The sequence below is a fragment of the Maribacter huludaoensis genome (assembly GCF_029350945.1).
GTDB classification, from domain to species: Bacteria; Bacteroidota; Bacteroidia; order Flavobacteriales; family Flavobacteriaceae; genus Maribacter; species Maribacter huludaoensis.
The window spans coordinates 743,821-769,906 of the sequence record NZ_JARKMS010000001.1; the positions used below are offsets into that span (position 1 = coordinate 743,821).

General features: G+C 37.1%; 18 protein-coding genes. 15 read left to right on the top strand and 3 right to left on the bottom strand.

What is annotated here, in order from left to right:
- Positions 1-20: 20 nt before the first annotated feature.
- From trmB to PXC01_RS03315, 3 genes are read left to right on the top strand one after another with little or no spacing between them, the layout of a single operon-like run.
- Positions 21-689 (top strand): tRNA (guanosine(46)-N7)-methyltransferase TrmB, encoded by a 669-nt coding sequence (gene trmB, locus PXC01_RS03305; RefSeq protein ID WP_071340489.1) that lies wholly within the window; start codon positions 21-23, stop codon positions 687-689.
- 4 nt (positions 690-693) lie between these two features.
- The gene (locus tag PXC01_RS03310) at positions 694-1,320 is read left to right on the top strand and encodes a LysE family transporter (protein ID WP_099190987.1); all 627 of its coding nucleotides are present in this window, start codon (positions 694-696) and stop codon (positions 1,318-1,320) included.
- A gap of 13 nt (positions 1,321-1,333) precedes the next feature.
- Positions 1,334-1,678 (top strand): MGMT family protein, encoded by a 345-nt coding sequence (locus tag PXC01_RS03315; RefSeq protein ID WP_276470955.1) that lies wholly within the window; start codon positions 1,334-1,336, stop codon positions 1,676-1,678.
- A gap of 2 nt (positions 1,679-1,680) precedes the next feature.
- Here the strand turns inward: PXC01_RS03315 and PXC01_RS03320 are convergent, their stop codons facing one another.
- Both PXC01_RS03320 and PXC01_RS03325 read right to left on the bottom strand, forming a co-directional pair.
- Entirely contained in the window at positions 1,681-3,027 is a 1,347-nt protein-coding gene (locus tag PXC01_RS03320; protein ID WP_276470956.1) for a sensor histidine kinase, read from the bottom strand.
- On the bottom strand, positions 3,027-4,391 hold the full coding sequence (locus tag PXC01_RS03325; RefSeq protein WP_276470957.1) for a sigma-54-dependent transcriptional regulator: 1,365 nt from the start codon (positions 4,389-4,391) through the stop codon (positions 3,027-3,029). Before PXC01_RS03325 ends, PXC01_RS03320 begins: the two co-directional genes overlap by 1 nt.
- A gap of 202 nt (positions 4,392-4,593) precedes the next feature.
- On the opposite strand from PXC01_RS03325, the gene PXC01_RS03330 reads away from it, so the two are divergent.
- The 9 genes from PXC01_RS03330 to PXC01_RS03370 all read left to right on the top strand — a co-directional run bounded on the left by PXC01_RS03330 (position 4,594) and on the right by PXC01_RS03370 (position 21,487).
- Positions 4,594-5,946 (top strand): TolC family protein, encoded by a 1,353-nt coding sequence (locus PXC01_RS03330; RefSeq protein ID WP_276470958.1) that lies wholly within the window; start codon positions 4,594-4,596, stop codon positions 5,944-5,946.
- A gap of 58 nt (positions 5,947-6,004) precedes the next feature.
- Positions 6,005-7,255 carry an efflux RND transporter periplasmic adaptor subunit gene (locus PXC01_RS03335; protein ID WP_058105135.1) on the top strand — a complete coding sequence of 417 codons (1,251 nt, stop codon included), beginning with the start codon at positions 6,005-6,007 and terminating at the stop codon, positions 7,253-7,255.
- Between the two features lie 147 nt (positions 7,256-7,402).
- Positions 7,403-8,098, top strand: coding sequence for an ABC transporter ATP-binding protein (locus tag PXC01_RS03340; RefSeq protein WP_058104953.1), 696 nt, complete (start codon positions 7,403-7,405; stop codon positions 8,096-8,098).
- 156 nt (positions 8,099-8,254) lie between these two features.
- Positions 8,255-10,672, top strand: coding sequence for an ABC transporter permease (locus tag PXC01_RS03345; protein ID WP_276470959.1), 2,418 nt, complete (start codon positions 8,255-8,257; stop codon positions 10,670-10,672).
- Positions 10,673-10,695: 23 nt separating this feature from the next.
- On the top strand, positions 10,696-13,041 hold the full coding sequence (locus PXC01_RS03350) for an ABC transporter permease (protein ID WP_276470960.1): 2,346 nt from the start codon (positions 10,696-10,698) through the stop codon (positions 13,039-13,041).
- A 151-nt stretch (positions 13,042-13,192) separates the two neighbouring features.
- Positions 13,193-15,625, top strand: a complete 2,433-nt coding sequence (locus tag PXC01_RS03355; protein ID WP_276470961.1) for an ABC transporter permease — start codon at positions 13,193-13,195, stop codon at positions 15,623-15,625.
- Between the two features lie 36 nt (positions 15,626-15,661).
- Positions 15,662-18,091 (top strand): ABC transporter permease, encoded by a 2,430-nt coding sequence (locus PXC01_RS03360; RefSeq protein ID WP_276470962.1) that lies wholly within the window; start codon positions 15,662-15,664, stop codon positions 18,089-18,091.
- Between the two features lie 246 nt (positions 18,092-18,337).
- Positions 18,338-20,755, top strand: coding sequence for an ABC transporter permease (locus PXC01_RS03365; RefSeq protein WP_276470963.1), 2,418 nt, complete (start codon positions 18,338-18,340; stop codon positions 20,753-20,755).
- Positions 20,756-20,821: 66 nt separating this feature from the next.
- Positions 20,822-21,487, top strand: coding sequence for an ABC transporter ATP-binding protein (locus PXC01_RS03370; protein WP_058104963.1), 666 nt, complete (start codon positions 20,822-20,824; stop codon positions 21,485-21,487).
- Between the two features lie 183 nt (positions 21,488-21,670).
- Here PXC01_RS03370 and PXC01_RS03375 read toward each other — a convergent pair whose 3' ends face one another.
- Positions 21,671-23,347, bottom strand: a complete 1,677-nt coding sequence (locus PXC01_RS03375; RefSeq protein ID WP_276470964.1) for an amidase — start codon at positions 23,345-23,347, stop codon at positions 21,671-21,673.
- 213 nt (positions 23,348-23,560) lie between these two features.
- On the opposite strand from PXC01_RS03375, the gene PXC01_RS03380 reads away from it, so the two are divergent.
- From PXC01_RS03380 to PXC01_RS03390, 3 genes are all read left to right on the top strand, one after another.
- The gene (locus PXC01_RS03380; protein WP_071340475.1) at positions 23,561-24,703 is read left to right on the top strand and encodes an Mrp/NBP35 family ATP-binding protein; all 1,143 of its coding nucleotides are present in this window, start codon (positions 23,561-23,563) and stop codon (positions 24,701-24,703) included.
- A gap of 2 nt (positions 24,704-24,705) precedes the next feature.
- A complete protein-coding gene (locus PXC01_RS03385; RefSeq protein ID WP_058104966.1) occupies positions 24,706-24,945 on the top strand; it encodes a NifU family protein in 240 nt (79 codons plus the stop codon).
- Between the two features lie 72 nt (positions 24,946-25,017).
- Positions 25,018-26,076 carry an NAD(P)/FAD-dependent oxidoreductase gene (locus PXC01_RS03390; protein ID WP_276470965.1) on the top strand — a complete coding sequence of 353 codons (1,059 nt, stop codon included), beginning with the start codon at positions 25,018-25,020 and terminating at the stop codon, positions 26,074-26,076.
- The last annotated feature ends 10 nt before the right edge of the window (positions 26,077-26,086 follow it).

Genomic DNA, 26,086 nt, shown 5'->3' on the forward strand with positions numbered 1-26,086 from the left:
CCAGTTTAGATGTAATCATTGTGGGAAGTAAGAATAAGTTAAAAAGATTTCAGGAAAACGAGACGTTTTCAAATGTAATTCAGCCAACTAGAGAAGAGGTGGTAGGTGGTTTTCCATTAAAGGGAAAATGGAATACACACTTTAAAAATGACAATCCTATTGTTTTGGAATTGGGTTGTGGTAAGGGTGAGTATACCGTTGGCTTGGCAAAGAAATTTCCGAACAAGAATTTTATTGGTATAGATATCAAAGGTGCCCGTTTTTGGAAAGGAGCCAAAGAAGCTATTGAAGGTGATTTACCCAATGTTTGCTTTATACGTACACAAATAGAACTGATCGATCATATTTTTGGTGCGGCCGAAGTTTCTGAAATCTGGATTACCTTTCCTGATCCGCAAATAAAATATAAGCGTACAAAGCACCGTATGACCAATGCTACATTTTTGGAGCGCTATAAACAAGTTTTAAAACCAGAAGGTACCGTAAATCTAAAAACAGATAGCGAGTTTATGCACGGGTATACTTTGGGCTTATTGCATGGTCTTGGTTTAGAGGTACTGTATGCCAACCATGATGTATACAAAAATGAAGGCAGTCCTAAAGAGGTTTTGGAAATACAGACTTTCTATGAAAATCAGTATCTTGAAAAGGGAAAGCCTATAACCTTTGTTAGGTTCAGGGTAAACTAAATCAATGCAACAACTACCAACCTTGTTTGTTTTTACTTTTGGTGCAGCTTTTATTGCATCATTGCCACCAGGCCTGCTCAACTTAAATGCAGCCAAGACCAGTGTGGAGAAAGGTAAGGCAAATGGTATTATTTTTGGATTGGGAGTAGCACTGGCCGTAATGTTACAGACCTATATTGCTGTACGTATCGCCAAACTAATATCAAGAAATCAACATGTGATAGAGGTGTTGCTACAATTGGCATTGGGTATCTTTTTTATATTGGCGATCGTGTTTTTTATCAAAGGGAGAAATCAGAAAAGTAAACCCTTAATGTTGGTGGAGACCAAAAAACGAAACAGTTTTTCAAAAGGGGTGTTCTTGGCACTCATTAACCTACTGGCCATACCTTATTACAGCGGACTCAACACTGTGTTTCACTCTCAGGGTATTATGACCTATGAAATTATAGATGAGGTGCTATTTATATTGGCAACGGGTAGTGGTACCTTTTTGGCAATGTATTTATATGTTATTTATTTCAATAGATGGGAGCATAGAGCGGCTTCATTCTCTAAGAACAGTAATTATATTTTAAGCGGATTAATGGTATTGCTTTTTATTATCACTGCTTTTCGATTATTTAATTAAACGATAGGATGCCATGAAACCTGAAAATGAGAATTTCTTTGAAAGAGTATATCAGGTGGCACGGTTAATTCCTGAAGGTAGGGTAACTTCCTATGGTGCCATTGCCAAATATTTGGGTGCGGCACGTAGTGCAAGAATGGTAGGTTGGGCAATGAACGCATCTCACACTATGGATGATATACCTGCACATAGGGTCGTCAATAAGGCTGGGATATTAACCGGAAAACACCATTTTGACGGCACCAACCTTATGCAGCAATTGTTAGAGGAAGAAGGTGTTCAAATTAAAGATCTGCAAATAGTGGATTTGGATAAACATTTCTGGGATCCGTTTACTGAGCTTAAAGCAGAATTATAATGCTATTGAAAGGTTAACGTAAACGTCGTTGTTTCATTTGATGTTACACGTATTGATCCCCCATGTAAGCGCATAATCTGTTTGCTTAAGCTAAGCCCTATTCCGGTACCAGTACTTTTGGTCGTAAAAAATGGAACAAAAACTTCATCTAACATTTCAGGAGAAATACCAGGACCATTATCCGTTACGGTAATATATTTCTTGCCTTGTGGAGATTCACCTGCCGTGATCACTATTTTTCCTTCTTCTTGACCTTCTAACGCTTGTTGTGCATTTTTCCCTAGATTTAGGAGTATTTGGGTAAGTTGTTTTTCATCAATATACAGTTCTAGATCTTTAGGTTCTGCGACTACCTCAAGAGTGATGTCGTGCGCATTGGTATATTCTTGTAATAGGAGGCGTACTTTTTCTAAAATTTTGGTCGCAGGTATTAGTCCCCTGTCAGGTTCAGGTACACTTAAAAAAGTACGGTAAGACTGTACAAAACTCATAAGGTCATTACCTTGTTCTTTAATGACTTCAAGACCTTTGGCAGAATTCTTTATTTGTAGTTCTCCAAATTCTTCTGGGATAGTCAGTTCATTTCCTTTCTTAAAGTATTTTAAAATAGATTCAGAAATAGAGGTTATTGGTGTAATGGTATTCATGATTTCATGCGTAAGTACACGTATAAGCTTTGCCCAAGAATCTGTTTCTCTGTCATCCAATTCTTTTTGTATATCATGAACTACGACTAATAGTAGTTGCTGTCCTTCAATGGAAATTGGGGTGCATTTTAACGTTAGCTCTTTTTTTCCTCGTTCATTGCCAAGTGAGTGTATGGTACTTTCAAACGGTTGTAGATTTTCAAACAAGCCATAAAGACCAGGATCTATTTGCTTTAATTGTTTTACATGGTTTAAAGGTCTGTAATTGAGCAAATCTTGCACGGTAGGGTTGGCGTAGAGAATGTGTCCTTTATTATTGACGGTAAAAATGCCTATATCCGCTTGTCGTAAAATCTCTTGGTAGTATTGTTCTTGCGCCTGTTTTTTAAGGTGAATATCTTGAATCATATTGTTCAACATATTCAAACTATGGTTCAATTCTTCAATAGACTTTACGCTTAGTTTTTCGGGAAAGCGTAGGGTAAAATCCTCATTTTTTATAGCATCAAAAAAATAGGCTATTTTTCTATTCGTCTGGTTTACGTAATGTATAAGAGCGTACACCAATCCTATAAATACAACGGTTAAAATAACACCGAGTAAATACTGTTCTTTAGAAAAAAGAAAAGCGGTACAAAGTGCACAAATAGCAATGAGAACAATGCGAAATACAAGTTGGTAGTATATGCTTTTGCTGACCATTATTTCCCTGATTTTTTAAGTTTATTATAAAGTGTTTGTCTGGAAATACCCAATTGGTCCGCTGCGGCACTGTAATTACCGTCATTGTCGTTAAGGGCTTTGGTTATCATCAACAATTCCATTTCTTCAAGGGTTTTTGGTCCGGCTTCCATTGCAACGGCTGGTTTTGCGTCCAATAAAAAATCAGTTGGTTTTAGTACATTTCCTTCAGACAAAATTACGGCACGTTCCATAGTGTGTAGAAGTTCACGTACGTTTCCCGGCCATGGGTAGGCCATTAATTTTTCTTGTGCAGTTTGGTTTATTTTTAAACTTGGTTTACCATATTTATGGGCATATTTTTTTAGAAAATAATCTGACAAAACCAAAACGTCATTATCACGATCGCGCAATGCAGGCACCTGTACTTGAATGGTATTTATTCTATATAACAGATCTTCTCTAAAAAGTCCGTCTGCCACCATTTGTTCTAAATTACAATTGGTTGCACATACCAATCTTATATCTACGGGTATGGGTTTGTTTGATCCTACCCTTACCACCACTCTGTTTTGTATGACCGATAATAATTTGGCTTGCATCTGCAAAGAAAGATTCCCTATTTCATCTAAGAACAAAGTACCTCCATTGGCAGCTTCAAACTTACCGGCACGGTCATCTTTGGCATCTGTAAAGGAGCCTTTTACGTGACCAAAAAGTTCACTTTCAAATAAATTTTCAGAAATAGACCCCATATCCACAGAAATAAAAACCTCATTATTTCGGGCAGATGATTTATGAAGTTCTCTGGCTATAAGTTCCTTTCCAGTACCGTTCTCCCCGGTTACTAAAATATTTACATCGGTTTTGGCAACTTTCTGCACAAGGCTCAGTACACTATTAAGTGCTTTTGAATTACCAATGATGTAATTGGAATTCTGATTGATAACCTGTTTTAGGTTACTTTCTTTCTGTTTTAAGTGCTGTACTTCTTTCTGTGATTTTCTAAGCTCGTAGGCAGATTTAACCGTAGTTAAAAGTCGTTCGTTATTCCAAGGTTTCAATACAAAATCTGTTGCCCCTTCTTTAATGGCTTCTACTGCAAGCTCAACGGCACCATAAGCCGTCATCATAATAACCGATATGTGCGGAGCCTTTTTCTTAATTTCTCGCAGCCAATACAATCCTTCGTTACCGGTATTCACTCCGGCAGAAAAATTCATATCCAATAATATGATATCTATTTCCTTAAGGTTGGGAAAAGATGAAAGTAAATTAGGGTTAGAAATGGTTTGTACACTTTTATATTCAAACTGTAATAGTATTTCTAATGCGCTGAGCACGCTTTTGGTATCATCTATTACAAGAATCTTGGCATCGATCATGGTTACATTCTTTTTAACTCATTTAAATCTACACATAGAAGTTTGTATTTTCATATCACTGTAAAAAAATTTGACAATATCTGTACAACATTTTTACACTGATAAAATATGGTCAAATTTTATTTCAAGTTAAACACCTGTAAATCAATAATTTAAAATTATGGCACGCATATAGTATAGAGAATGGCATACCAATAAAGAAATGAACAAAAAATTTAAAATAACGACACTTTTTCTGCTGACCATTTGGGCATCTGTATTTGCTCAAGAAAGTTGGACATTAGATGAATGTGTTTCATATGCCTTAGTGCATAATTTACAGTTGAATGATTTTAAGTATACCAATCAATCTAATAAAGAAACCTATAGACAATCGGTTCGTAACTTGTTGCCATCGGTAAATGCATCATCTAGTTATCTTGTTAATTATGGTAGGGCAGAAGATCCTAATACGGGAACATTTGTAAATCAGGATTTCTACTCTAATAATTATTCGTTGGAGTCCTCCATTGATTTGTTTCAGGGATTTCAAAAAATAAATGCCATTAAAGCATCTAAATTGTTGTTCAAAGCAACCAAAGAAGATGTGCTGCAACAAAAATATTTACTGGCATTTAGGGTAATGCAAGCCTTTTATGATATTCAGTTTTTTGAAGGATTGGTAGAAATCTCAAAAGAACAATTAACGGTATCGCAAACCAATTACAGTTTGGTAGAAAAGCAGGTAGAATTAGGCTTAAAAGCCGGTGCCGATTTATATGAGGCAGAGTCGTTACTATTGACCGATAAATTGAACGTAACACAAAGTGCCAATCAATTGGCGACGGCAAAATTAACCTTGATCCAAGAAATGAACTTGGAGAATACCTCTGAAATTGAAATTACAAAAGAATTGCCGCAAGTGGTAACAGATGCAATGGTTAACGAAATAAAATCTGATTCTGTTTACACCGAAGCTCGCGAGTTTTTACCATTGATAAAAGCTCAGGAATTAAGAGCTAAAGCAGCAAGAAAACAGGTTGCGGTCTCCAGGGGAAGATTGTATCCGTCACTTTCTTTCTTTGCAGGAATTGGTACTGGGTATTTTGAAACTACGAGAGACACGCTTGGCAAAACCTTACCGTTTAGGCAACAATTTAGGGACAATACTTCGCAGTATATTGGAGTGAATTTGAGTGTGCCCATTAGTAACGGTTGGTCTGCACGATCACAGGTGAAGCAATCTAAAATAGAAAAGCTTCGTGCAGAGAATAATTTAAAGACACAAGAGCAAGAGTTGTTTCAAACCATTCAGCAATTAGTGCAAGATTATAATTCATTATTGGTAGAATTGGTGCAGAGCAACCAAAAAATGGAAGCGCAGAATTTAGCCTTTACCATTGCTCAAAAAAGATATGAAAAAGGACTGATAAATGCATTAGAACTTTTTACCGCCAAAAATTTATATGCTAGTGCACAAAATGAGAATTTGCAGGTAAAATTACGTTCAGAGATCAATAAAAGCACATTGGACTTTTACCGAGGACTTCCAGTATTTAATATTGAAGCCAACTAAATTTTTATTTGGAACCAGCAACCAAAAACGAACAAAGAACAACGAACAAACGATTACCATGGATATAAAATTAGAAAAGAAAAAAGGATTAAAACCAAAACACTACGGTTACATTGCTCTGGGTGTATTGCTACTATTTGTAGGTTACCAACTGTTATTTGCCAGTTCGGTATCCACATTTAGAACCGAAAAAGATAAACTTTCGGTTGCTGAGGTGTCTGCAGGAAAATTCGATGATTATATTACCATTAACGGTAACGTTGCGCCTATTGCAACTATTTATATGGATGCCTATGAAGGTGGTCGTGTAAGCGAAAAGTTAATAGAAGAAGGTGCTATGGTCAAAAAAGGCGATATCATCTTAAAGCTGGAAAACATGAATCTGTACGAACAGATTTTGGCGAGTGAAAGTAACCTGGCATTAAAGCAAAACGATTTAAGATCCACAAAATTGAATTTCGATTCTAGACAAGTAGAAGGTAGAAAGTCATTGGCAACGGCAAGTACAGATCTGCAGCGGTTAAAGAGAAATTACGAGCAGAACAAAGCGTTGTTCGATGAGGAATTAATATCTAGGGAAGCCTATCAACTATCAAAAGAAAACTATGAACTTTCTCAAAAGCAGCATGAAATTGTAAAGTTACAGACCGAGCAGGATGATGAGTTACGCGAAACTTCATTAAGAGGTTTGGATACAGATTTGGCTCGTATGCAAAAAACATTGGGTATGGTGTACCAAAGGCTGGATCATTTAAATGTTCGGGCTCCTGCAGATGGTCAATTAGGATTTTTAGATGCTGAAATTGGTCAGAGTATTGCTCAAGGACAGCGTATTGGGCAAATCAACGTATTAACAGATTATAAAATTGAAGCAGATATTGATGAGCATTATATTGATCGTGTAAAAAGAGACCTTACGGCGGTATTAGAGCGTAACGGTGCAGAATTTCCATTGCGTTTACGTAAGGTATATCCAGAAGTTAGAAATGGTAGGTTCAAGGTAGATTTAGTATTTACCGATAATAAACCAGAGACCATACGTTCAGGACAGAGCTACAATATTAAATTACAATTGGGAGAATCTAATGATGCGCTTTTATTACCAAAAGGAAGCTTTTTTCAGAGTACCGGCGGTCAATGGATATTTGTACTAAACCCAGATGGAGGAGAAGCCATAAAAAGAAATATAAGAATAGGAAAACAGAATTCTAGATACTATGAAGTATTGGAAGGCTTGGAACCAGGGGAAAAAGTAATTACCAGTAACTATGATAATTTTGGGGAAGCCGAAAGAATAGTGTTGAAATAGCTTCGGCTCCGCTCAGCTACCTATAAAGTTCAGTTTCGAACCCTGAGCGCAGCCGAAGGGTAGAAAGTAGGAAAGAATTATCTTAAAATAAAAACTGTCACATCAGAGAATTTTCGATGTCATTATAACAATCAAAATAGTAGGAAAATGATAACCATTACAAACCTAAAAAAGAGTTTTAGAACAGAAGAAGTGGAAACCTTGGCATTGAACAGTGTCAACCTAAAAGTAGAAGATGGCGAGTTTGTTGCCATTATGGGACCATCTGGTTGTGGTAAATCTACATTATTGAACATCATTGGTATGTTGGACAACCCAACGGAGGGTAGCTACAATTTTGCAGGTAATGAAGTGGGAGGCTTAAAGGAGAGCGAGCGTACCCAATTGCGTAAGGGTAATTTAGGTTTTGTATTTCAGAGCTTTAATTTAATAGATGAGCTTACCGTTTTTGAAAACGTAGAACTACCATTGATCTATTTAAAAATGGGAAAGGCAGAACGTAAGGAGAAAGTAATGAAAGTGCTGGAACGTATGAAAATAGCACATAGGGAAAAACATTTTCCCCAGCAATTATCAGGTGGTCAGCAGCAACGTGTGGCAATATCAAGAGCGGTGGTTACCAATCCGAAATTAATACTTGCCGATGAGCCAACGGGGAACTTGGATTCTAAAAACGGAATTGAGGTAATGAACTTGTTGACAGAATTAAACCAAGAAGGAACCACAATAGTAATGGTAACACACTCGGACAGAGACTCACATTACGCGCATAGAGTTGTAAATCTATTCGACGGTCAAATCGTAACTGAAAGTCAGAATAGGGCTATAGGTGCCATGATGTAAGGGAGTTTATTCATCAATCAATCATTAATTCTGTTCACTGAGCGGAGCCGAAGTGAAGATTACTAATCGACCAACAAACCAAACCAACCAAACCAACCAAACTTATCCCTTAATCACGGATAATAATTTAATCATCGATCAATAAAAACGAGAGCCATGTTCAGAAACCATCTTAAAATAGCCTGGAGAAGTATTAAGAAGGATACGCTATTTGCCACCATTAAAATTGGTGGTTTTGCTGTTGGTATAGCGGCTTGTCTTTTAATAGCCTTGTTCATTCACAATGAAGTGGGTTATGATCAGCACTATACCAAAAAAGATCAGTTATATAGGGTAGTGTTAGAAGGCATGTACAAAGGTGAAGTCATGAAAAGCACTCACTTTCAATTACCCTTTGCAGAAGCCTTGCAAAATGATTTTCCAGAAATAAAAAAGGCAGGGAAAATAAATACAATTGAAATTTTTGGGGCAGGTAAACGCGGTATTCGCTTAGCTGGGGCAGCTCAAAATAACTTGGAAACCGGATTTGTGCTTGCGGATCAAGAAGCATTTGAACTTTTGGAGGTGAAGTTGCAACAAGGTAATTCTAAAACCGCATTGGCAAATCCTAAAAGTATTGTCATATCGGAAACCAAAGCGGCAAAGTATTTTAATGGGGATAAAATTTTGGGCGAAACCATCATTTTAGATAATGATGAGAGTACTCCGTATACGGTAACCGGGGTCATGAAAGATGCTCCAAAAAACTCACATCTAGCCTTTGACTTTCTTTTACCTATAGAAGATACCAATGCAAACTGGACCAACCAGAATTACTTTACCTATGTGTTGGTAGATGACCATACGAACGTGCAGGAATTGGAACAAAAAATGGTTTCTATTGTAGAAGACTATATTATACCTGCACAGCGCGAACGAGGGCGCGCTCCAGACTTTATTGAGGTGCTTAGAACCATGAAGTACAAACTACAGCCCATAACCGATATTCATCTGCATTCGGATATTAAAATGTCAGACGGACTTAAACATGGCGATATTCGTTTTGTTTGGCTTTTTGCCGCTGTAGCCGGTTTTGTGTTATTATTGGCAGTAATTAACTTTATTAATCTTTCTACCGCAAAGTCTGCCAATAGGGCTAAAGAAGTTGGCTTAAGAAAAACCATTGGTGCTTTTAAAAGCAATTTGATAACGCAATTTTTGACCGAATCTATGATGTTTAGTTTTGTGTCTTTTCTATTAGGTGTGTTATTGGCTTGGGCATTACTGCCAACATTTAACAACATGGCATCTAAAACTATAGAAATGCCTTGGTCTGCTTGGTGGTTTGTTCCGGTAATAATAGTTGCCGCTCTTTTGGTAGGTGCTTTGGCGGGCTTATATCCGGCATTTTATTTGTCGGCATTTAAACCGGTAAATGTTTTAAAGGGAAGTCTTAGTATTGGTAGTAAAAGTGGCAAATTAAGGAGCGGACTCGTTATTTTTCAATTTACTACATCGGTAGTACTGATCATTGCCACTTTGATTATTTACAAACAAATGGACTTTATTCTTCAAAAAGAATTGGGGTATGATAAGGAACAGGTTGTTGTTCTAGAAGGTACCGGAATCTTAGGGGAGAGTGCTGAAAATTTTAAAGAACAACTACTTCAATTGCCACAAGTGAAATCGGCTACCATTTCTAATTATTTGCCGGTAGATGGTGGTAGTAGAAACGGTAATACCTTTAGAAGGGAAGATGAAGGAAATGAAGGTAGAGGTATACCTGCCCAAATCTGGAGAGTAGATTATGATTACATTAAAACGCTGGGTATTACGGTTAAAACAGGAAGAGATTTTTCTAAGCAATTTGCATCTGATGCTTTGAATTCAATTATTATAAACGCCAATATGCAACGTGAATTGGGCTTGGAAAACGCTATTGGCAAAGAACTAAACAATAACGGTCAACAGTTTAAGGTCATAGGTGTAATAGATGATTTTCATTTTAAGTCCTTAAAAGAAGATATTTCTTCGCTATCGCTCGTAATCGGTAAAGATTTAGGGTCTATATCGCTAAAGTTAGAAAAAGGAAATGTGAATGAAGCCCTGGCTTCAATTACTTCGGTTTGGGATAAAAATGTGCCCAGTCAGTCCATTAATTATAGTTTTTTAGATCAAGAGTTCAGCAATATGCATGATGAGGTGGAACGTATGGGTAAAATATTCAACAGCTTTGCCCTGTTCGCCATTTTAGTTGCTTGTTTAGGTTTGTTTGCACTATCTGCCTTTATGGTAGAACAACGTAAAAAAGAGATCAGCATCCGTTTGGTTTTAGGGGCTCCGTTTAAAAGCATCTATAAATTACTTACCGTAGATTTTATGAAACTGATTATAATTTCTATCGCCATTGCTATACCTGTAGGGTGGTATTTAATGAGCCGTTGGTTAGAGGATTTTGCCTACCACATCACTATTGGTTGGGGCATATTCTTTATCGCAGGATTTATTGCACTGACCATAGCTATTTTGACCATAAGCTATCAATCTATAGGCGCTGCGCTGATACAGCCTTTAAAAAGCTTGCGTAAAGAATAATTCATCATCAAAAAACAAAAATCATGATCAAAAACTATTTAAAAATCGCTTGGAGAAACCTTTGGAAGAACAAGGGCTATAGTATGCTGAATATCTTTGGTTTGGCAATAGGTATCACCTGTGCGGCCATGATTTTGCTTTGGGTAGAAGATGAGGTTGGTTATGATGCTAATTTTGATAAGCAAGACGTGGTATATTATGTACCCACAAATCAGCAATATGAAGGTGAGTGGCGTACATTTCATTCAACTCCCGGTCCGTTGGCAGAAGTTTTAAAGGAAGAGGTACCAGGTATTGTAGGTGCGGCCCGAACAAAAGAAGAAGATTTTTTATTTCAGGTAGGTGAAACGGCCATCAATAAAGATGGACGTTACGCAGATGCTGATTTTTTAAGGATGTTCAGTCTGTCATTTGTGGAAGGAAATTTGGAAACTGCTTTTAATGATGTAGATGCCATTGTTATTTCACAAGAAACGGCTACACAATTATTTGGTGAGAATATTTCAGCAATTAACAAAGTAATTAAAATAAACAACGAAGAAAGTTATACCGTTTCAGGAGTTTACGAAGATTTGCCGCACAATGTAACCTATAGTTTTGATTGGGTTGTTCCTTTTGATCACTTTGCAAAGGATAATGAATGGGTAAACGAATATGATAGAAACTTCGCGGACACTTTTGTGGAACTTTCTCCAGAAGCAAATTTTGATGTGGTCAATAGTAAAGTAAAGGCAATACTACCAATGAAAACCGAGGACGATGAAACCATCGCCTTTTTATTCTCCATGAAAGATTGGCATTTACGTTCGGCATTTGAAGGCGGTAAAAATATAGGAGGACAAATAACCTATGTACGGCTGTTTAGTCTTATTGCACTCATTATTCTATTAATTGCCTGTATCAATTTTATGAACTTGGCTACGGCACGTAGCGAGAAAAGGGCAAATGAAGTAGGGGTGCGTAAAGTTTTAGGCTCTGGGAGAAAAGGACTGATCTCTCAATTTATGGCAGAAGCGATAATCACAGCAGGGTTATCTGCCGTGTTAAGTGTGCTTTTGTTAAAGTTTTTGGTGCCGCAATTTAATACCATGATCGGCAAACAATTAGCGTTAAACCTGGTAAACCCAACGCATTTGTTAACGCTGTTAGGTATCACATTGATTTGTGGCTTGGTTGCAGGCTGGTATCCGGCATTTTATTTGTCATCTTTTAAACCTGTAGACGTTTTAAAAGGAGCAAGAAGGTCAAAAGGAAGTGCCTCAGTGATAAGAAAAGGGCTGGTAGCTACTCAGTTTGTTGTATCCATAGTATTTATCATTAGCACCATTATCGTCTATCAACAAGTACAGCATGTAAAAGGTCGAGATTTAGGCTACAATAAAGAAAATCTGGTGAAAATTCCCGTTAACGGAGATATGATCAAAAACTTTAAACCTATTGAAGAAGATATGAAATCTTCGGGGATGATAGAAAGCATCGGATTCATTAACTCTGATATTTTATCCGGTGGAAATAATACATCGGGGTTAAGCTGGCAAGGCGGTGTAGATACTGAAGATGTACTGGTATCGGTTAGAGATATTACAGCAGATTTCTTCAACACTACAGGAATGAAAATTATTGAAGGACGCGGATTTAGTAACAATCCTGCACAGGACAGTGTCAATATTATTGTAAGTGAATCTTTTGCAAAACTTATGGGTAACGGTAGTGCCATTGGTAAAACTATAGAAGAAGATTATCCTGTGATAGGGGTTGTAAAAGATTATGTGTACGGAGATATGTATGGTTCAAGTGACCCTGTCATTTTTTTTAACGACCCTAGTCAAGCACGTTTTATGTACGTAAAAACTAAAACGGGTAAAGAAACAGCATTGGCACTAAATGCAATGGAAGCAACGTTGCACAGGTTTAACCCTGCGTTTCCTTTTGAATATGAATTTGTGGATGACACTTACGATGCCAAATTTAAGAGTGAACAATTAATAGGCAACCTTTCTCAAGTTTTTGCACTGCTGGCCATCCTAATATCTTGTTTGGGACTCTTTGGCTTGTCCGCTTTTACTGCAGACCAACGTAGAAAGGAAATTGGCGTACGAAAAGTACTAGGTTCAAGTATTACAGGTATTGTGGGCTTATTATCTAAAGATTTTATGAAATTGGTAGGTATGGCAATAGTAATTGCAACGCCAATAGCCTGGTTGTTAATGCAGAATTGGTTAGAGGGTTTTGCATACAGAACTTCAATTAATGCTTGGGCGTTCATAATTGCCGGAGCGGTAGCCATTGTAATAGCGTTATTGACCATTAGTTTTCAGGCTATTAATGCAGCAAGGGTAAACCCGGTAAAAAGTCTAAGAACAGAGTAGTGGCTTTGTAAATATATTGGACATAATCTGTCTAAATATTTGACACTTAGTATTTTGTGTATTTACATAAATAACTGAAAATCAATATTTTATATTTTGGCATAGAAATAGAATTTGATAATCCGTAATCAAGCATCAAAAAACGAGAACCATGTTTAAAAACTATCTAAAAATTGCCTGGAGGAGTCTAAAAAAGCAAGCCTTTTTCACTTTTCTAAACACCTTCGGTCTAGCCATAGGAATGGCGGGGGCATTAATTATATCGCTTTATATCTACGATGAGCTTAGCTATGATAAAATGTTTGCCAATGCAGATAGGATTTATCGTATAGATTCTGATATCAAATTTGGTGGTGCGGAAATTAAGGCAGGAGAAGCTGCCGCACCCATGGCGGAAACCTTAAAAAGAGACTATCCGCAAGTAGAAGCTGCAGTACGTTTTAGGACCATAGGTAGTGCTTATGTTAAAAAAGTTGGAGGAAACAGAAGTGCCAAGGAAAACCATATCACCTATGCCGATTCCACTGTTTTTGAATTTTTTGGGATAGACTTACTTGCGGGTGATGCCAAAACAGCATTAACGGGGACTAATTCATTAGTACTTACCAAAACTGCCGCAGAAAAACATTTTGGCTCTACAGATGTTATAGGTCAAAATTTATTGTTGGATAATACCGATACCTATACGGTAACCGGAGTCATAGAAGACATGCCCAAAAATTCTTATTTCAATGACTATAGCGTGTTTTTGGCAATGGCGGGCAACGTGGCATCAAGAGAAGATAATTGGGGCGGTAATAACTATTTTACATTTATAAAGTTAATTCCCGGTGCCAAGGCCGAAGATTTTCAAGAGCCCTTACAAGGTATGTTAGAGCGTTACATGTTGCCATGGTCACAAAAATATTTTCCAGGTATGACGGCAGAGTCGTTTGCGGCATCCGGTAATTATATTAGGTACCACACCATGCCCTTGACCGATATTCATTTGCATTCAGATAAAAACTCGGAAATGAGTGCAACGAGCAGTATTCAGAATATCTACATTCTTTCTTTTATTGGGCTGTTTTTGATCATATTGGCAAGTGTAAATTTTATGAATTTGTCTACGGCACATTCGTTAAAGAGGGCTAAAGAAGTAGGGGTGCGTAAAACCTTGGGCTCAAATAAACTGAATTTGGTCTTTCAATTTTTAACCGAATCAGGATTAATTGCATTTGTGTCCTTACTTGCGGCACTATTGATTACACTGGTAGTCTTGCCGTTTTTCAATAGCTTTACAGGCAAATCAATTGAAATTCCGTTTACGCAGCCCTTATTTTGGTTTGCGTTATTGGGGGCAACTATGTTACTTGGACTGTTGTCAGGAAGTTATCCTGCGTTTTTTATGTCGAGGTTTACACCTGTTAAAACGTTAAAAGGTAACAGTTCTGAAAGTGTGGGCAATGGTAGGGTACGTAATGCCTTGGTAATTTTTCAATTTTCAATTTCGGTATTTCTTATCATCAGCACCTTGGTAGTATTTCAGCAATTGAATTATATACAGAATAAAGATTTGGGCTTCTCCAAAGACCAAGTATTGTTAATAAATGAATTGGGTGCATTAGGGTCCAAAACCAAAGCTTTTAAAGAACAGATTGCTAATATGGGTTTTGTAGAGAGTGCTACGTTGAGCAATTATTATCCAACGCCATCTTGGCGGTCAGATACTTCGTTCTTTGAAGAAGGTTCTAGAGATCAGGAAAGTGCCATTCAAATGCAAGAGTGGGATGTAGATACAGATTATCTAAAAACTATGGAAATGGAACTGGTTGCCGGTCGTGATTTTAATCCTGCCTATACATCAGATTCTACAGCAATTATTATCAATGAAGCTACGCTGCCTATTTTAAATGTTACGGCAGAAGAAGCTTTAGGAATGCGTATATCCGAGGAAATAGATCAAGAAAATCCTACCTACTATACCATAATTGGGGTGGTCAAAGACTTTCATTATAGAACGTTAAGAACCAATATAGACGCTTTGGGAATGCATTTAAATTCAAATGCACAGAACATGGCGGTAAGAATGAGTGGTGGAAATTATGCCGATAATATTGCTGCAATAGAAAATACGTGGAACACTATGGCACCTGGTCAACCTTTTGATTATCGATTTATGGATGAAGCTTTTAATACCACCTATGAAGCCGAACAAAAACTGAGTCAGATATTTTTCATTTTTACTATGCTGTCCATTTTTATTGCTTGTTTGGGATTATTTGGATTAGCTGCCTTTAATGCCGAAAAACGAACAAAAGAAATCGGTGTTAGAAAAGTGTTGGGAGCTACTGTAAGTCAAATTTCTTACCGGCTTACGGTAGATTTCCTAAAATTGGTAGGTGTAGCCATATTGATTTCTTTGCCCGTAGGATGGTATGTCATGAATAAATGGCTTGAAGATTTCTCTTATAGAATAGAGATTGGTGTTGGGGTATTCCTGTTGGCGGCTGTGCTTGCCATTATCGTAGCAATACTAACGGTAAGCTACCAAAGTATAAAAGCGGCAATCGTTAATCCCGTGAAGAGTTTACGGTCAGAGTAAGCTAAGCATCAAACTTCATCAATCAAAAAGAACATCATGTTAAAGAATTATATCAAAATAGCTTGGCGTAATTTAATAAAGAACAAGCAGCAAACTATTATCAACTTATTGGGTCTTACGCTTGGTACCGTAAGCTGTTTAGTAATATTGTTATATGTATTTGCGCAGTTGGGTTATGATCAGCACCATAACCAGGCGTCATCAATTTATAGGGTGGAGACAATTATAGATCGTGATGGTCAAGAATCTTTTGATTCCGCCACCTCGTCGCCACCAATAGCATTTGCATTAAAAGAAGATTTTGCCGAGGTAGAAGAAGCAACCAGAGTTGTATTGACCGATGCATTTTACAGTCCACTAATAAGAGCGACAAATAGCAAAGATGCTTACTATGAACCAAGGGTCTATTTAGCAGATTCAACTTTTTTCAAAGTATTCAATTTTAAAATACTTGAAGGTGATGAAAAAACGGCTTTAGATGAACCCAATACCGTAATGCTGTCATCATACTTGTCCGATAAGTTATTCGGCAAAACCAGTCCTTTGGACAAAACTGTAGTTTGGGGCAGTGGAGAAAGTGCATTAACCCTTACCGTAAAAGGAGTTTATGATGAAAAGGCTTATAAAACGCATTTTAATCCTAGTTATATTGTAAGTATGAGTACCCCGGGAATGGGAACCTTTGTACAGAACTTCCAAAGCTTTGCCACCAATAATTTTGCGTATAGTTATGTAAAATTGACTTCAAATGGTAGTGGTTTAGGTCTTCAACGTAAATTGCCCCAGTTTATGGAAGATAGAGGAGCGCAAGATTTAAAAGATGCCGGTATGAGCAGTAAGACGCTAGAGCTTACAAAAGTTACTGATATTCACTTGTACTCCAACGGTAGAAAAAATCAGCTGGATCGCGTATCTAATAGTACCTACCTTTATTTTTTACTGAGTTTGGCATTTTTTATACAATTGGTGGCATGTATTAATTTTATAAATCTTAGTACGGCTAGGGCTAGTAAAAGGGCGCGTGAAATTGGGGTTAGAAAAGTAGTTGGCGCAGGTAAAAATGCATTAATGCGGCAATTTTTGGGCGAGTCTTTGTTACTGTCCATATTCGCCATGTTGATTAGTATTCCTATAGTTATATTGCTTTTGCCATTTGTAAATGAAGTAACACAAGAATTATTGACCTATACAAGTTTGTACCAATGGCAGATTTTGGTAATATTATTGGCTGTAGGTGTAGTTACAGGTTTGGCTTCAGGTGTTTATCCTGCTATAGTCCTGTCTTCTATAAAACCGGTGAGAGCATTAAAAAGTTCGGCTATTTTACAATCTGGTAGCGGTACCTTTAGAAAAGCTTTAGTAGTATTTCAATTTGTAATTTCTATATGTTTAATAAGTACGGTAATTATAATAGGCCAACAGTTTAAATATGCCCAAACCAAAGACTTAGGTTATAAAAAAGATAACCTTTTGGCATTGCGGGTAGGGACCGAAGAATCATCTAATAAGTTTGAATCTTTAAAAGCATCATTTTTAAAAGTACCGGGCGTATTACAAGTGTCAAGTGGAAATTATTCGCCATCGGAAATTATATTGGCAGATAATGGATTTTACTTGCCTGGCGGAAATAAGGAAAATAAAACAGTGATAAAACGTAACGGCGTTAGCGATGGCTATTTTAACACCATGGGTATAGAATTGTTGAAAGGTAGGGATTTCAATGCTGCCGATACCGTAGACCAGATTATAGTGAACGAGGCTACGTTAAAGGCTTTTAATATTGATATTGAAAACGCGTTAAGTGCCACTTTGATGCAAAGTTATGGCGATGAAATTGACGAATTACGAATTATAGGTGTGGTAAAAAACTATCATTTTGCTTCCTTAAAAGAAGAGATTCAGCCTTTGTTCCTGCATAAGGAAACGGAACCTAATTGGCTGTTTATTAAGGCAAACACAGAAAATTATGGTCAGTTGCTACAAGGTTTGGAACAACAATGGAAATCTACGTTAAGTAACATCCCTTTTGATTATAGATTTGTAGATAAAGAAGTAGAAAAGTTATACGAAGAAGAAAAGCGTTTAGGGTTTATCTCTGTAGGATTTACCATTTTAGCAATATTCATAAGCTGCTTGGGCTTATTTGGACTTATCTCCTATGTAGCGGAGCAAAAGAAAAAAGAAATAGGTGTACGAAAAGTGTTGGGCGCAAGTATACAGTCAGTGGTTAAATTACTAACGAAAGACTTTATTAAACTAGTACTCATTGCTTTTGTATTGGCATCACCAATAGCCTATTACTTTATCTCTAGATGGTTAGAGGGTTTTACGTACCGTATTGAAATTAAGTGGTGGGTGTTTTTGGCAAGTGGTGTACTTGTTATGGTAATCACATTTTTGACCGTGGGACTGCAATCATTAAAATCAGCAGCTGCAAATCCCGTAAAAAGCTTGCGTTCAGAGTAATTTTTGAAATGTATGGTCAAAACTTGGTTTAGCGTAGATGACAATGGTGTAACATTCTAATTTTTAAATGGTCATTGTAAATATATTGTACATCTTTTGTCAAAATATTTTACACACGAAAATGTACTTTCATTTTAAGTATTTGATAATTAGGTCTTTAATATAGTGGCATGAAATTAGTTTCATATTTTATATCATCAATCAATGTTTAGCATCAACTAATCATCAATCAAAAAACGAACGATCATGTTTAAGAATTATTTAAAAGTAGCTTGGCGAAATTTAATAAAGAACAAAGTGTTTACCGCTGCAAATATTGTGGGGTTGACCTTGGCATTTGCTGTAGCATTATTGTTGGCTATGACAGCTTTGTTTGAGTTGTCATACGACCAATTTCATGAAAATAAGAGTGCTGTTTTTCAAGTATATTATACAAATCAAACTCCGAAAGGTTCAGAAATTTCTACAGCTAATCCTGTGCCATTTGCTCCGGCTTTGAAAGAAGAGGTTCCGGGCGTAAAACATATTGCAAGGGCATTAAGTGAAAACGCGCTAGTGTCTTATGGAGATAACGATTTTAATTTAGATGCAGAGTTTGTAGATGCAGACTATTTTTCCATTTTTAGTTTTCCTACACTTACAGGGGATACCAATAAACCAATGCCCGACCAAAACTCGGTGACCATTACCGAAAAGGCATCTGAAAAGCTTTTTGGTTCTACGGATGGTATTGGGAAAACAGTAAGAATTCTTATAGGTAAAGAAGAAAAACCCTTTACGGTTACTAGTATTCTAAAAAACATACCAGAAAATAGCAGTGTAAGTTTTGATATTGCTATTCCATTTGAAAGCCATTGGGATTATCCGGAATATGTTGATGTTTGGGATTCACAAAATCACCCAGTATATCTTCTGTTGGAAGACGGAGTTTCTAAATCTCAGTTTGAAGAAAGCACAATAGAGTTTACGCTTTTGCATAAAGGGGAGCAAATGGATAATATGAAGCGTGATGGTGCACAGCCAGATGCAAACGGAAATTACAGTCAGCTCAACTTATTGCCATTTACGGACAAACGCTTTGCAAATTTTAATACGGGTGTACTTCAAATAAAAAGAACATTTCCTTATATGATTTTAGGCATAGCCTTTTTAATCATTTTTATTGCCTGTGCCAATTTTGTGAACATGAACATTGCCTTGGGTGAAAAACGCCTAAAGGAAATAGGTATGAGAAAAACCCTTGGGGCAGTAAAAGGGCAATTATTTGGACAGTTTTGGTTAGAGAGTCTAATGGTGTTCACCATAGCCATTGTGTTTGCATTAGTTCTTTCTAATTTATTGATTGATTCGTATAAAACGCTCTTTAATACAGATGCAACTTTTGCTAATTTAATGACGCCAACAATTCTTGGTAGCTTTTTGTTAGGCATATTATTGGTGACCTTGGTTACAGGAGGATACCCAGCACTGCTTTTAAGTAAACTTAATACTTTAAAGGCTTTGAAGGGTAAATGGGAATTGGGTAAAAACGGAGTAAGAAATGCATTAATAGTGGTTCAGTTTGTAATTGCTATTGTGTTGATAACCGGTACTTTGGTCTTTCAAGGGCAGTTAGAGTTTATGAGAAGCAAAAATCTTGGTTTTAATAAAGAACAGGTGGTGTCCATACCTTTGAACGGAAAAAAAGATAGTTACCGAGTGGTAGAGTTGTTGCGAAATGAACTTAGTGGAAATAGAAATATTTTAAGTGTAACCGGGTCGGACAATAACCTAGGGCGTGGAAAAGACGGCAGCATGTCCATCAGTAAATTCGGGTTTGAATATAAAGGTCGGGTAGTAAATAGTAATGTACTAAATGTAGATTATGATTATGCTAAAACTTTGGATATTCAATTATTAGAAGGGCGCATGTTTAATAGAGAATACAGTGCAGATAGTTTAAGCATGGTCATCAATGAAGCTATGGTAAAAGAGCTGAACGAAGAAGATAATCCGTTGGCAACAAGAATATATTTTGATGAAGATTCTGTAGCGTATAATGTCATAGGAGTGTTAAAAGATTATAACCATCAAAATATCAGTAAAAGCATAGAGCCACTTACCTTTTTTCTTGATAAGAATTTTGATTTGTATTATGCTTACGTAAAAGTGGCGCCTACAGATATGGCTAATTCTTTTGACGCCATTAAGAATGCTTGGCAAAAAGTAGAACCCAATGCAGAGTTCTTAGGTTCATTTCTAGATGAAAATATTGATAGAACTTTTAAACGAGAGAAATCTATGGCAACAATTATTACCGCTGGTTCTGTTTTAGGTATTGTATTAAGTTGTATCGGTTTGTTTGCGATGTCATTATTAGTAGTTGCCCAAAGAACAAAAGAAATAGGAGTAAGAAAAGTAATTGGTGCAAGTACAGGGTCTATAACCATATTACTGACCAAAGACTTTTTAAAGTTGGTTGGCATAGCGTTCATCATAGGAGCTCCAATAGCATATTTTGCCTTAGATAAATGGTTGCAAGACTATGCCTTTAGAGTGCCATTAAGTATTTGGTTTTTTATAGGTGCAGGTCTATTGGCAGCTTTAATTGCATTGTTGACGGTAGGAGCTAGAACCATGAAAGCAGCGGCGGCAAACCCTGTTAAAAGCTTAAGAACAGAATAATAAGTAAGATTTAACCATTAACAACTAACTTACTATTTCACTAATCAACTAATTCACTACATAAAGATGTTATTACAATTAAGAAATATTTTCAAATGGGTACAGCAAGGCGGTCAACGCGTGTTTTTGCTAAAGGATATTAATTTAGAAGTACAGGAAGGCGAATTCATTTCAATTATGGGTCCGTCCGGTTCAGGGAAATCTACATTATTGAATGTTATAGGTATGCTAGACACGTTTGATGAAGGAGAGTATGATTTCTTGAACGAATCGGTACATACCTTAAAAGAAAAATACCGTTCTAATCTGTATAAAGAATATATAGGTTTTGTGTTTCAGTCATACCATTTGTTAGATGATCTTACGGTAGAGGAAAATTTGGAAATGCCTTTGTTGTACAAGAAAATAAAAGGTTCTGAAAGAAAGGCACTGGTAGCCGATATGTTGGATAGGTTCAATATTGTAGGTAAAAAAGATTTGTTCCCAACACAGTTAAGTGGTGGACAGCAACAATTGGTTGGTGTGGCACGAGCTTTAATTGCAAACCCAAAACTGATATTGGCAGATGAGCCAACAGGCAACCTAAACTCTCAACAAAGCGAAGAAATCATGCAGCTTTTTAAGAAGCTTAATGAAGAAGAAGGCGTCACCATTATACAAGTAACGCATTCGGAAAAGAACGCCGAGTATGGTTCAAGAATCATTAATCTTTTAGACGGCAGACAGATTTAGTTTTTGAAATATATAAAAAGACATTTCAAGCGCAGTCGAGAAACATTAAGTTTTAATGTAATTTGCGAATGTCAGTTCGAGTGCCCCTTATTCAATTTTTTATTGAATAAGGGGTGTATCGAGAACCTTTTGAAAACGAATAGTTGTCGACTTTATTGAAAATTATAGTATTCTAACAACTAACTAATCCGTATATCCTTCAGGATGCATTTCATCAAAATCCGTTTGGTCTTGAAAGGCTTTTGCTAATAAAAGAATACTGGCTTCATCATACAAGTTGCTAATTAGCGTGATACTGGTAGGGTGCTTTTTTTCATCTAACCCAGTAGGAATGGAAATTGCCGGATGACCGGTCAGGTTTGTAATAATTGAAAGTCTGTTGCCCGAACTTGGTGAAATAAGCACATCATAATCTTTCATAACGGCCTGCATTTTTTCAATAAGTACCTGTCTTTGTCTGTTGGCTTGTATATATTCCACTGCGGGAATAAAGCGTGCCTGGCGTAATGAATTTGCTCTTGAACGTTGGTGTTGTTCTACCATTTTATCCACTTCTTCAGCTCTGACCATATCATCGAAAAATGCACCCGCTTCTGCTCTTAAAATGATATCAAAACTATTGTAGGGCAGATCTTTAGGTAGTTCTACGGCGTGTAAGGAAATGCCCATATCTTCAAATTTCTTCACGGCATTATCTAAATTTTCTTTGTTAAGTGAAGAGTCTTTTTCAATGTCATTTTTTAAATAGGCAACTTTAAGAGACTTGTAGTCTTTGTTGGGTTCAAATCCATCAGGGAAATCCGTCGTCATACCATCTTTAGGGTCCTTGCCTGTAATTACGCTGTAAACAATTGCGCAGTCCTCAGCACTTCTGGTCATAGGACCAACCTTGTCCATAGACCAGCTTAAACTCATTACACCGTGTCTGCTTACTCTACCGTAAGTAGGGCGTAAACCGGTAATTCCGTTTCTGGTACTTGGTGATAAAATAGAGCCTAATGTTTCGGTACCTAATGCATAAGGCACCAAACCTGCAGAAGTTGCCGATCCAGATCCTGCTGATGATCCAGAAGCACCTTGAGTAGTATCCCACGGGTTTTTAGTTTTTCCGTCGAACCAAACATCACCACGTGCCAATGAACCAGAAACTAATTTGGCTACTAAAATGCCACCTGCATCCTGTAACTTTTGCACCACGGTTGCGGTCATATCAATTTGTTGGTCGCGGTAGGGTGCTGCTCCCCACGTAGTTTTGTAACCTTGCACTGCCATTAAATCTTTAACGCCATAAGGAATGCCATGAAGAATTCCACGATATTTTCCGTTGGCAAGTTCGGCATCCATGGTTTTAGCTTGTTCCAGTGCCATCTCTTCGGTTATGGTTATGGTACACTGTAAGATGTCGTTATATTTTTTTAAGCGTTCAATAAAAAATTGGGTCAATTCTAGCGAGCTAATTTTTTTGTTTTTAATTAGGGATGCTAGTTGAGGTATCGAATAAAAAGCTAGATCAGCTTTATTTTCTGGTATGTCAATATTATTCGGAATTTCCCATTCTGGAAACCCAGATTGTGGTTTTGGTGTAAAATTCATTGGTAATGGGTTAAATCTAACCGCAGGTACCACATCGTAATCCAGAGTGTATTTTCTAAGGGAATCAAATCCTTTTTTATTTCGCTGTAAATAGGGATATAAGGTGTCTATATATTTCTTGTCAAAATCAAGCCCTATCAGTTTTTGAGAGCGCTTTACATCTTTTTTTGTAAAATCGGTATGAGAACTGGAGCATGAAGTAATGAAAAGGCAAAAAAGTAGACTATGAAATGAAAGTAGGAGAGTTTTTTTGGTAGGTTGGTACATGTTGTAAAGTTTTAAGAAGATTCTAATGTACGTCTTTTGAAAAATTTATGTGAATTGCCTAATCATAAAAAAATGTGAATTGAATATCTATGAATAAGAGGATCTGTTTATAATGGCATCTTCATTTTCAATACGCTAGCTTCCTAATCTGATAACTAAGGATTATCTTTGTAACCTACTTGTCAATGGGCAGGTTTTGAATGAATTTATACAATGAAGATAGATAAGAAGGATGTTTTAAAGGCTTTGGAGCATATTACGGTTCCCGGGGAAGGCAAAAACATGGTAGAAAGTGGTGCGGTAACCAATATTCAAATTTTTGGTGATGAGGTAGAGGTAGATATTACCATTGCCAACCCAAGTTTACAAGCTCGCAAAAAGACCGAAGTGGAGATTTTAAAAGTCATCCATAGAGAGGTGTATGAAAAAGCTAAGATTAAGATCAATATTAAGGTTGAAGCACCTGCGGCAAAACCAAAGGTGAATGAAATTAAAGGTAAGCCTATACCGGGTATTAATAATATTATAGCCGTAGCCTCTGGTAAAGGAGGTGTAGGTAAATCTACGGTAACGGCCAACCTTGCGGTTACTTTGGCAAAAATGGGCTTTAAAGTAGGCCTTTTAGATGCTGATATATATGGGCCTTCAATGCCTATTATGTTCGACGTTGCCAATGAGAAACCATTGGCGGTAAACGTAGAGGGTAAATCTAAAATGAAGCCTGTAGAGAATTACGGAGTAAAATTATTGTCTATTGGGTTTTTTACCCAACGTGACCAAGCGGTTATATGGAGAGGACCTATGGCGTCAAAAGCATTGAACCAAATGATTTTTGATGCACATTGGGGCGAGTTGGATTTTATGCTGATCGATTTACCACCGGGTACCGGTGATATTCATTTGAGTATCATGCAATCTTTGCCGGTTACAGGGGCTGTTGTAGTAAGTACACCACAAGAGGTTGCCTTGGCAGATGCTAGAAAAGGTGTGGCCATGTTTCAGCAAGATTCTATAAATGTTCCTGTTTTAGGAATCGTGGAGAATATGGCATATTTTACACCTGCAGAGCTGCCAGAAAATAAATATTATATTTTTGGTAAAGAAGGCGCTAAAAACCTGGCAGAAGATTTAAATGTACCTTTCTTAGGTGAAATGCCATTGGTACAGAGCATACGTGAAGCTGGTGATGTTGGTAGGCCTGCGGCTTTGCAAACCGCTACACCTGTAGAAAAAGCATTTGAAGAATTGACAAAGCAGGTGGTTAGTGAGGTGGTTGCTAGAAACAAGACAATGCCACCTACAGAAGCAATAAAAATTACTACAATGGCGGGTTGTTCGCCGGTTAATAAAAAATAGATATGACTGCAACAGAGCTAAAAGTGAATGTGGAAAAAGCATTGGAAGAAATTAGACCTTTCTTACAGAGCGATGGTGGGGACATTAGTCTTATTTCTATTGAAGAAGAAACGGTTACAGTGCGTTTAGAAGGTGCTTGTGTTGGTTGCAGTGTCAATCAAATGACCTTAAAGAGCGGTGTAGAAATGACCATTAAGAAATACGCACCACAAATTCAAAATGTAATTAATATAGAAGCTTAGATCTTGATAATTGTCATGATATTTAAAACAATAGAATGATAATTTTGAGAAATATTACAAACCATCTCAGTAATGATTAAGACCGATATATTAATAATTGGCGCGGGACCTACGGGTCTTTTTGCCGTTTTTGAAGCCGGACTCCTAAAACTTAAGTGCCATTTGATAGATGCCTTGCCACAGGCTGGTGGTCAGTGTGCAGAGATTTATCCAAAAAAACCCATTTATGATATTCCGGGCTTTCCAGAAGTATTGGCGGGCGATTTGGTGGATAATCTAATGGAGCAGATCAAATCTTTTCAACCTGGTTTTACTTTGGGCGAACGTGCCGAAACTATTGAAAAGTTAGAAGATGGTAGTTTTGTGGTCACTACCAATAAGGGAACAAAGCATAATGCCCCGGTTATAGCCATTGCAGGAGGGTTAGGAAGTTTTGAACCTAGAAAACCTTTGTTGGATAATTTAGCAAAATTTGAAGATAACGGTGTTGCTTACATGATTAAAGATCCAGAAGTGTATCGTGATAAGAAAGTGGTTATTGCAGGTGGTGGAGACTCGGCATTGGACTGGAGTATCTTTTTGGCAGATGTAGCTGCTCAGGTCACATTGGTGCACAGAAGAAATGAGTTTAGGGGCGCTTTGGATTCTGTAGAAAAGGTTCAGGAACTGAAGAATCAAGGCAAGCTTAATCTAATTACTCCCGCTGAAATTATTGCCTTAAATGGGGATGATAAACTAGAATCTGTTCTAATCAGAAAAATATCCGATGCTAAGGAAGAGCTTGTTTTGGAGGTCGATGATTTTATTCCTTTATTCGGGCTATCACCCAAATTAGGACCTATTGGAGATTGGGGATTGGAGATTGAAAAAAATGCCATAAAGGTGGATACCTTTGATTACCAAACCAATATTCCGGGTATATACGCCATTGGAGATGTCAATACCTATCCTGGTAAACTAAAACTGATTTTATGTGGTTTTCATGAGGCAACGCTAATGTGCCAAAGCGCCTTTCAAAAAATTCATCCAGATAAGAAGTACGTAATGAAATACACTACCGTAGGTGGAGTAAGCGGATTTGATGGAACAAAAAAAGAAGCGCCTAAAGCGGTGGTGAAGAAGATTGAATAAAAAAGTTGTT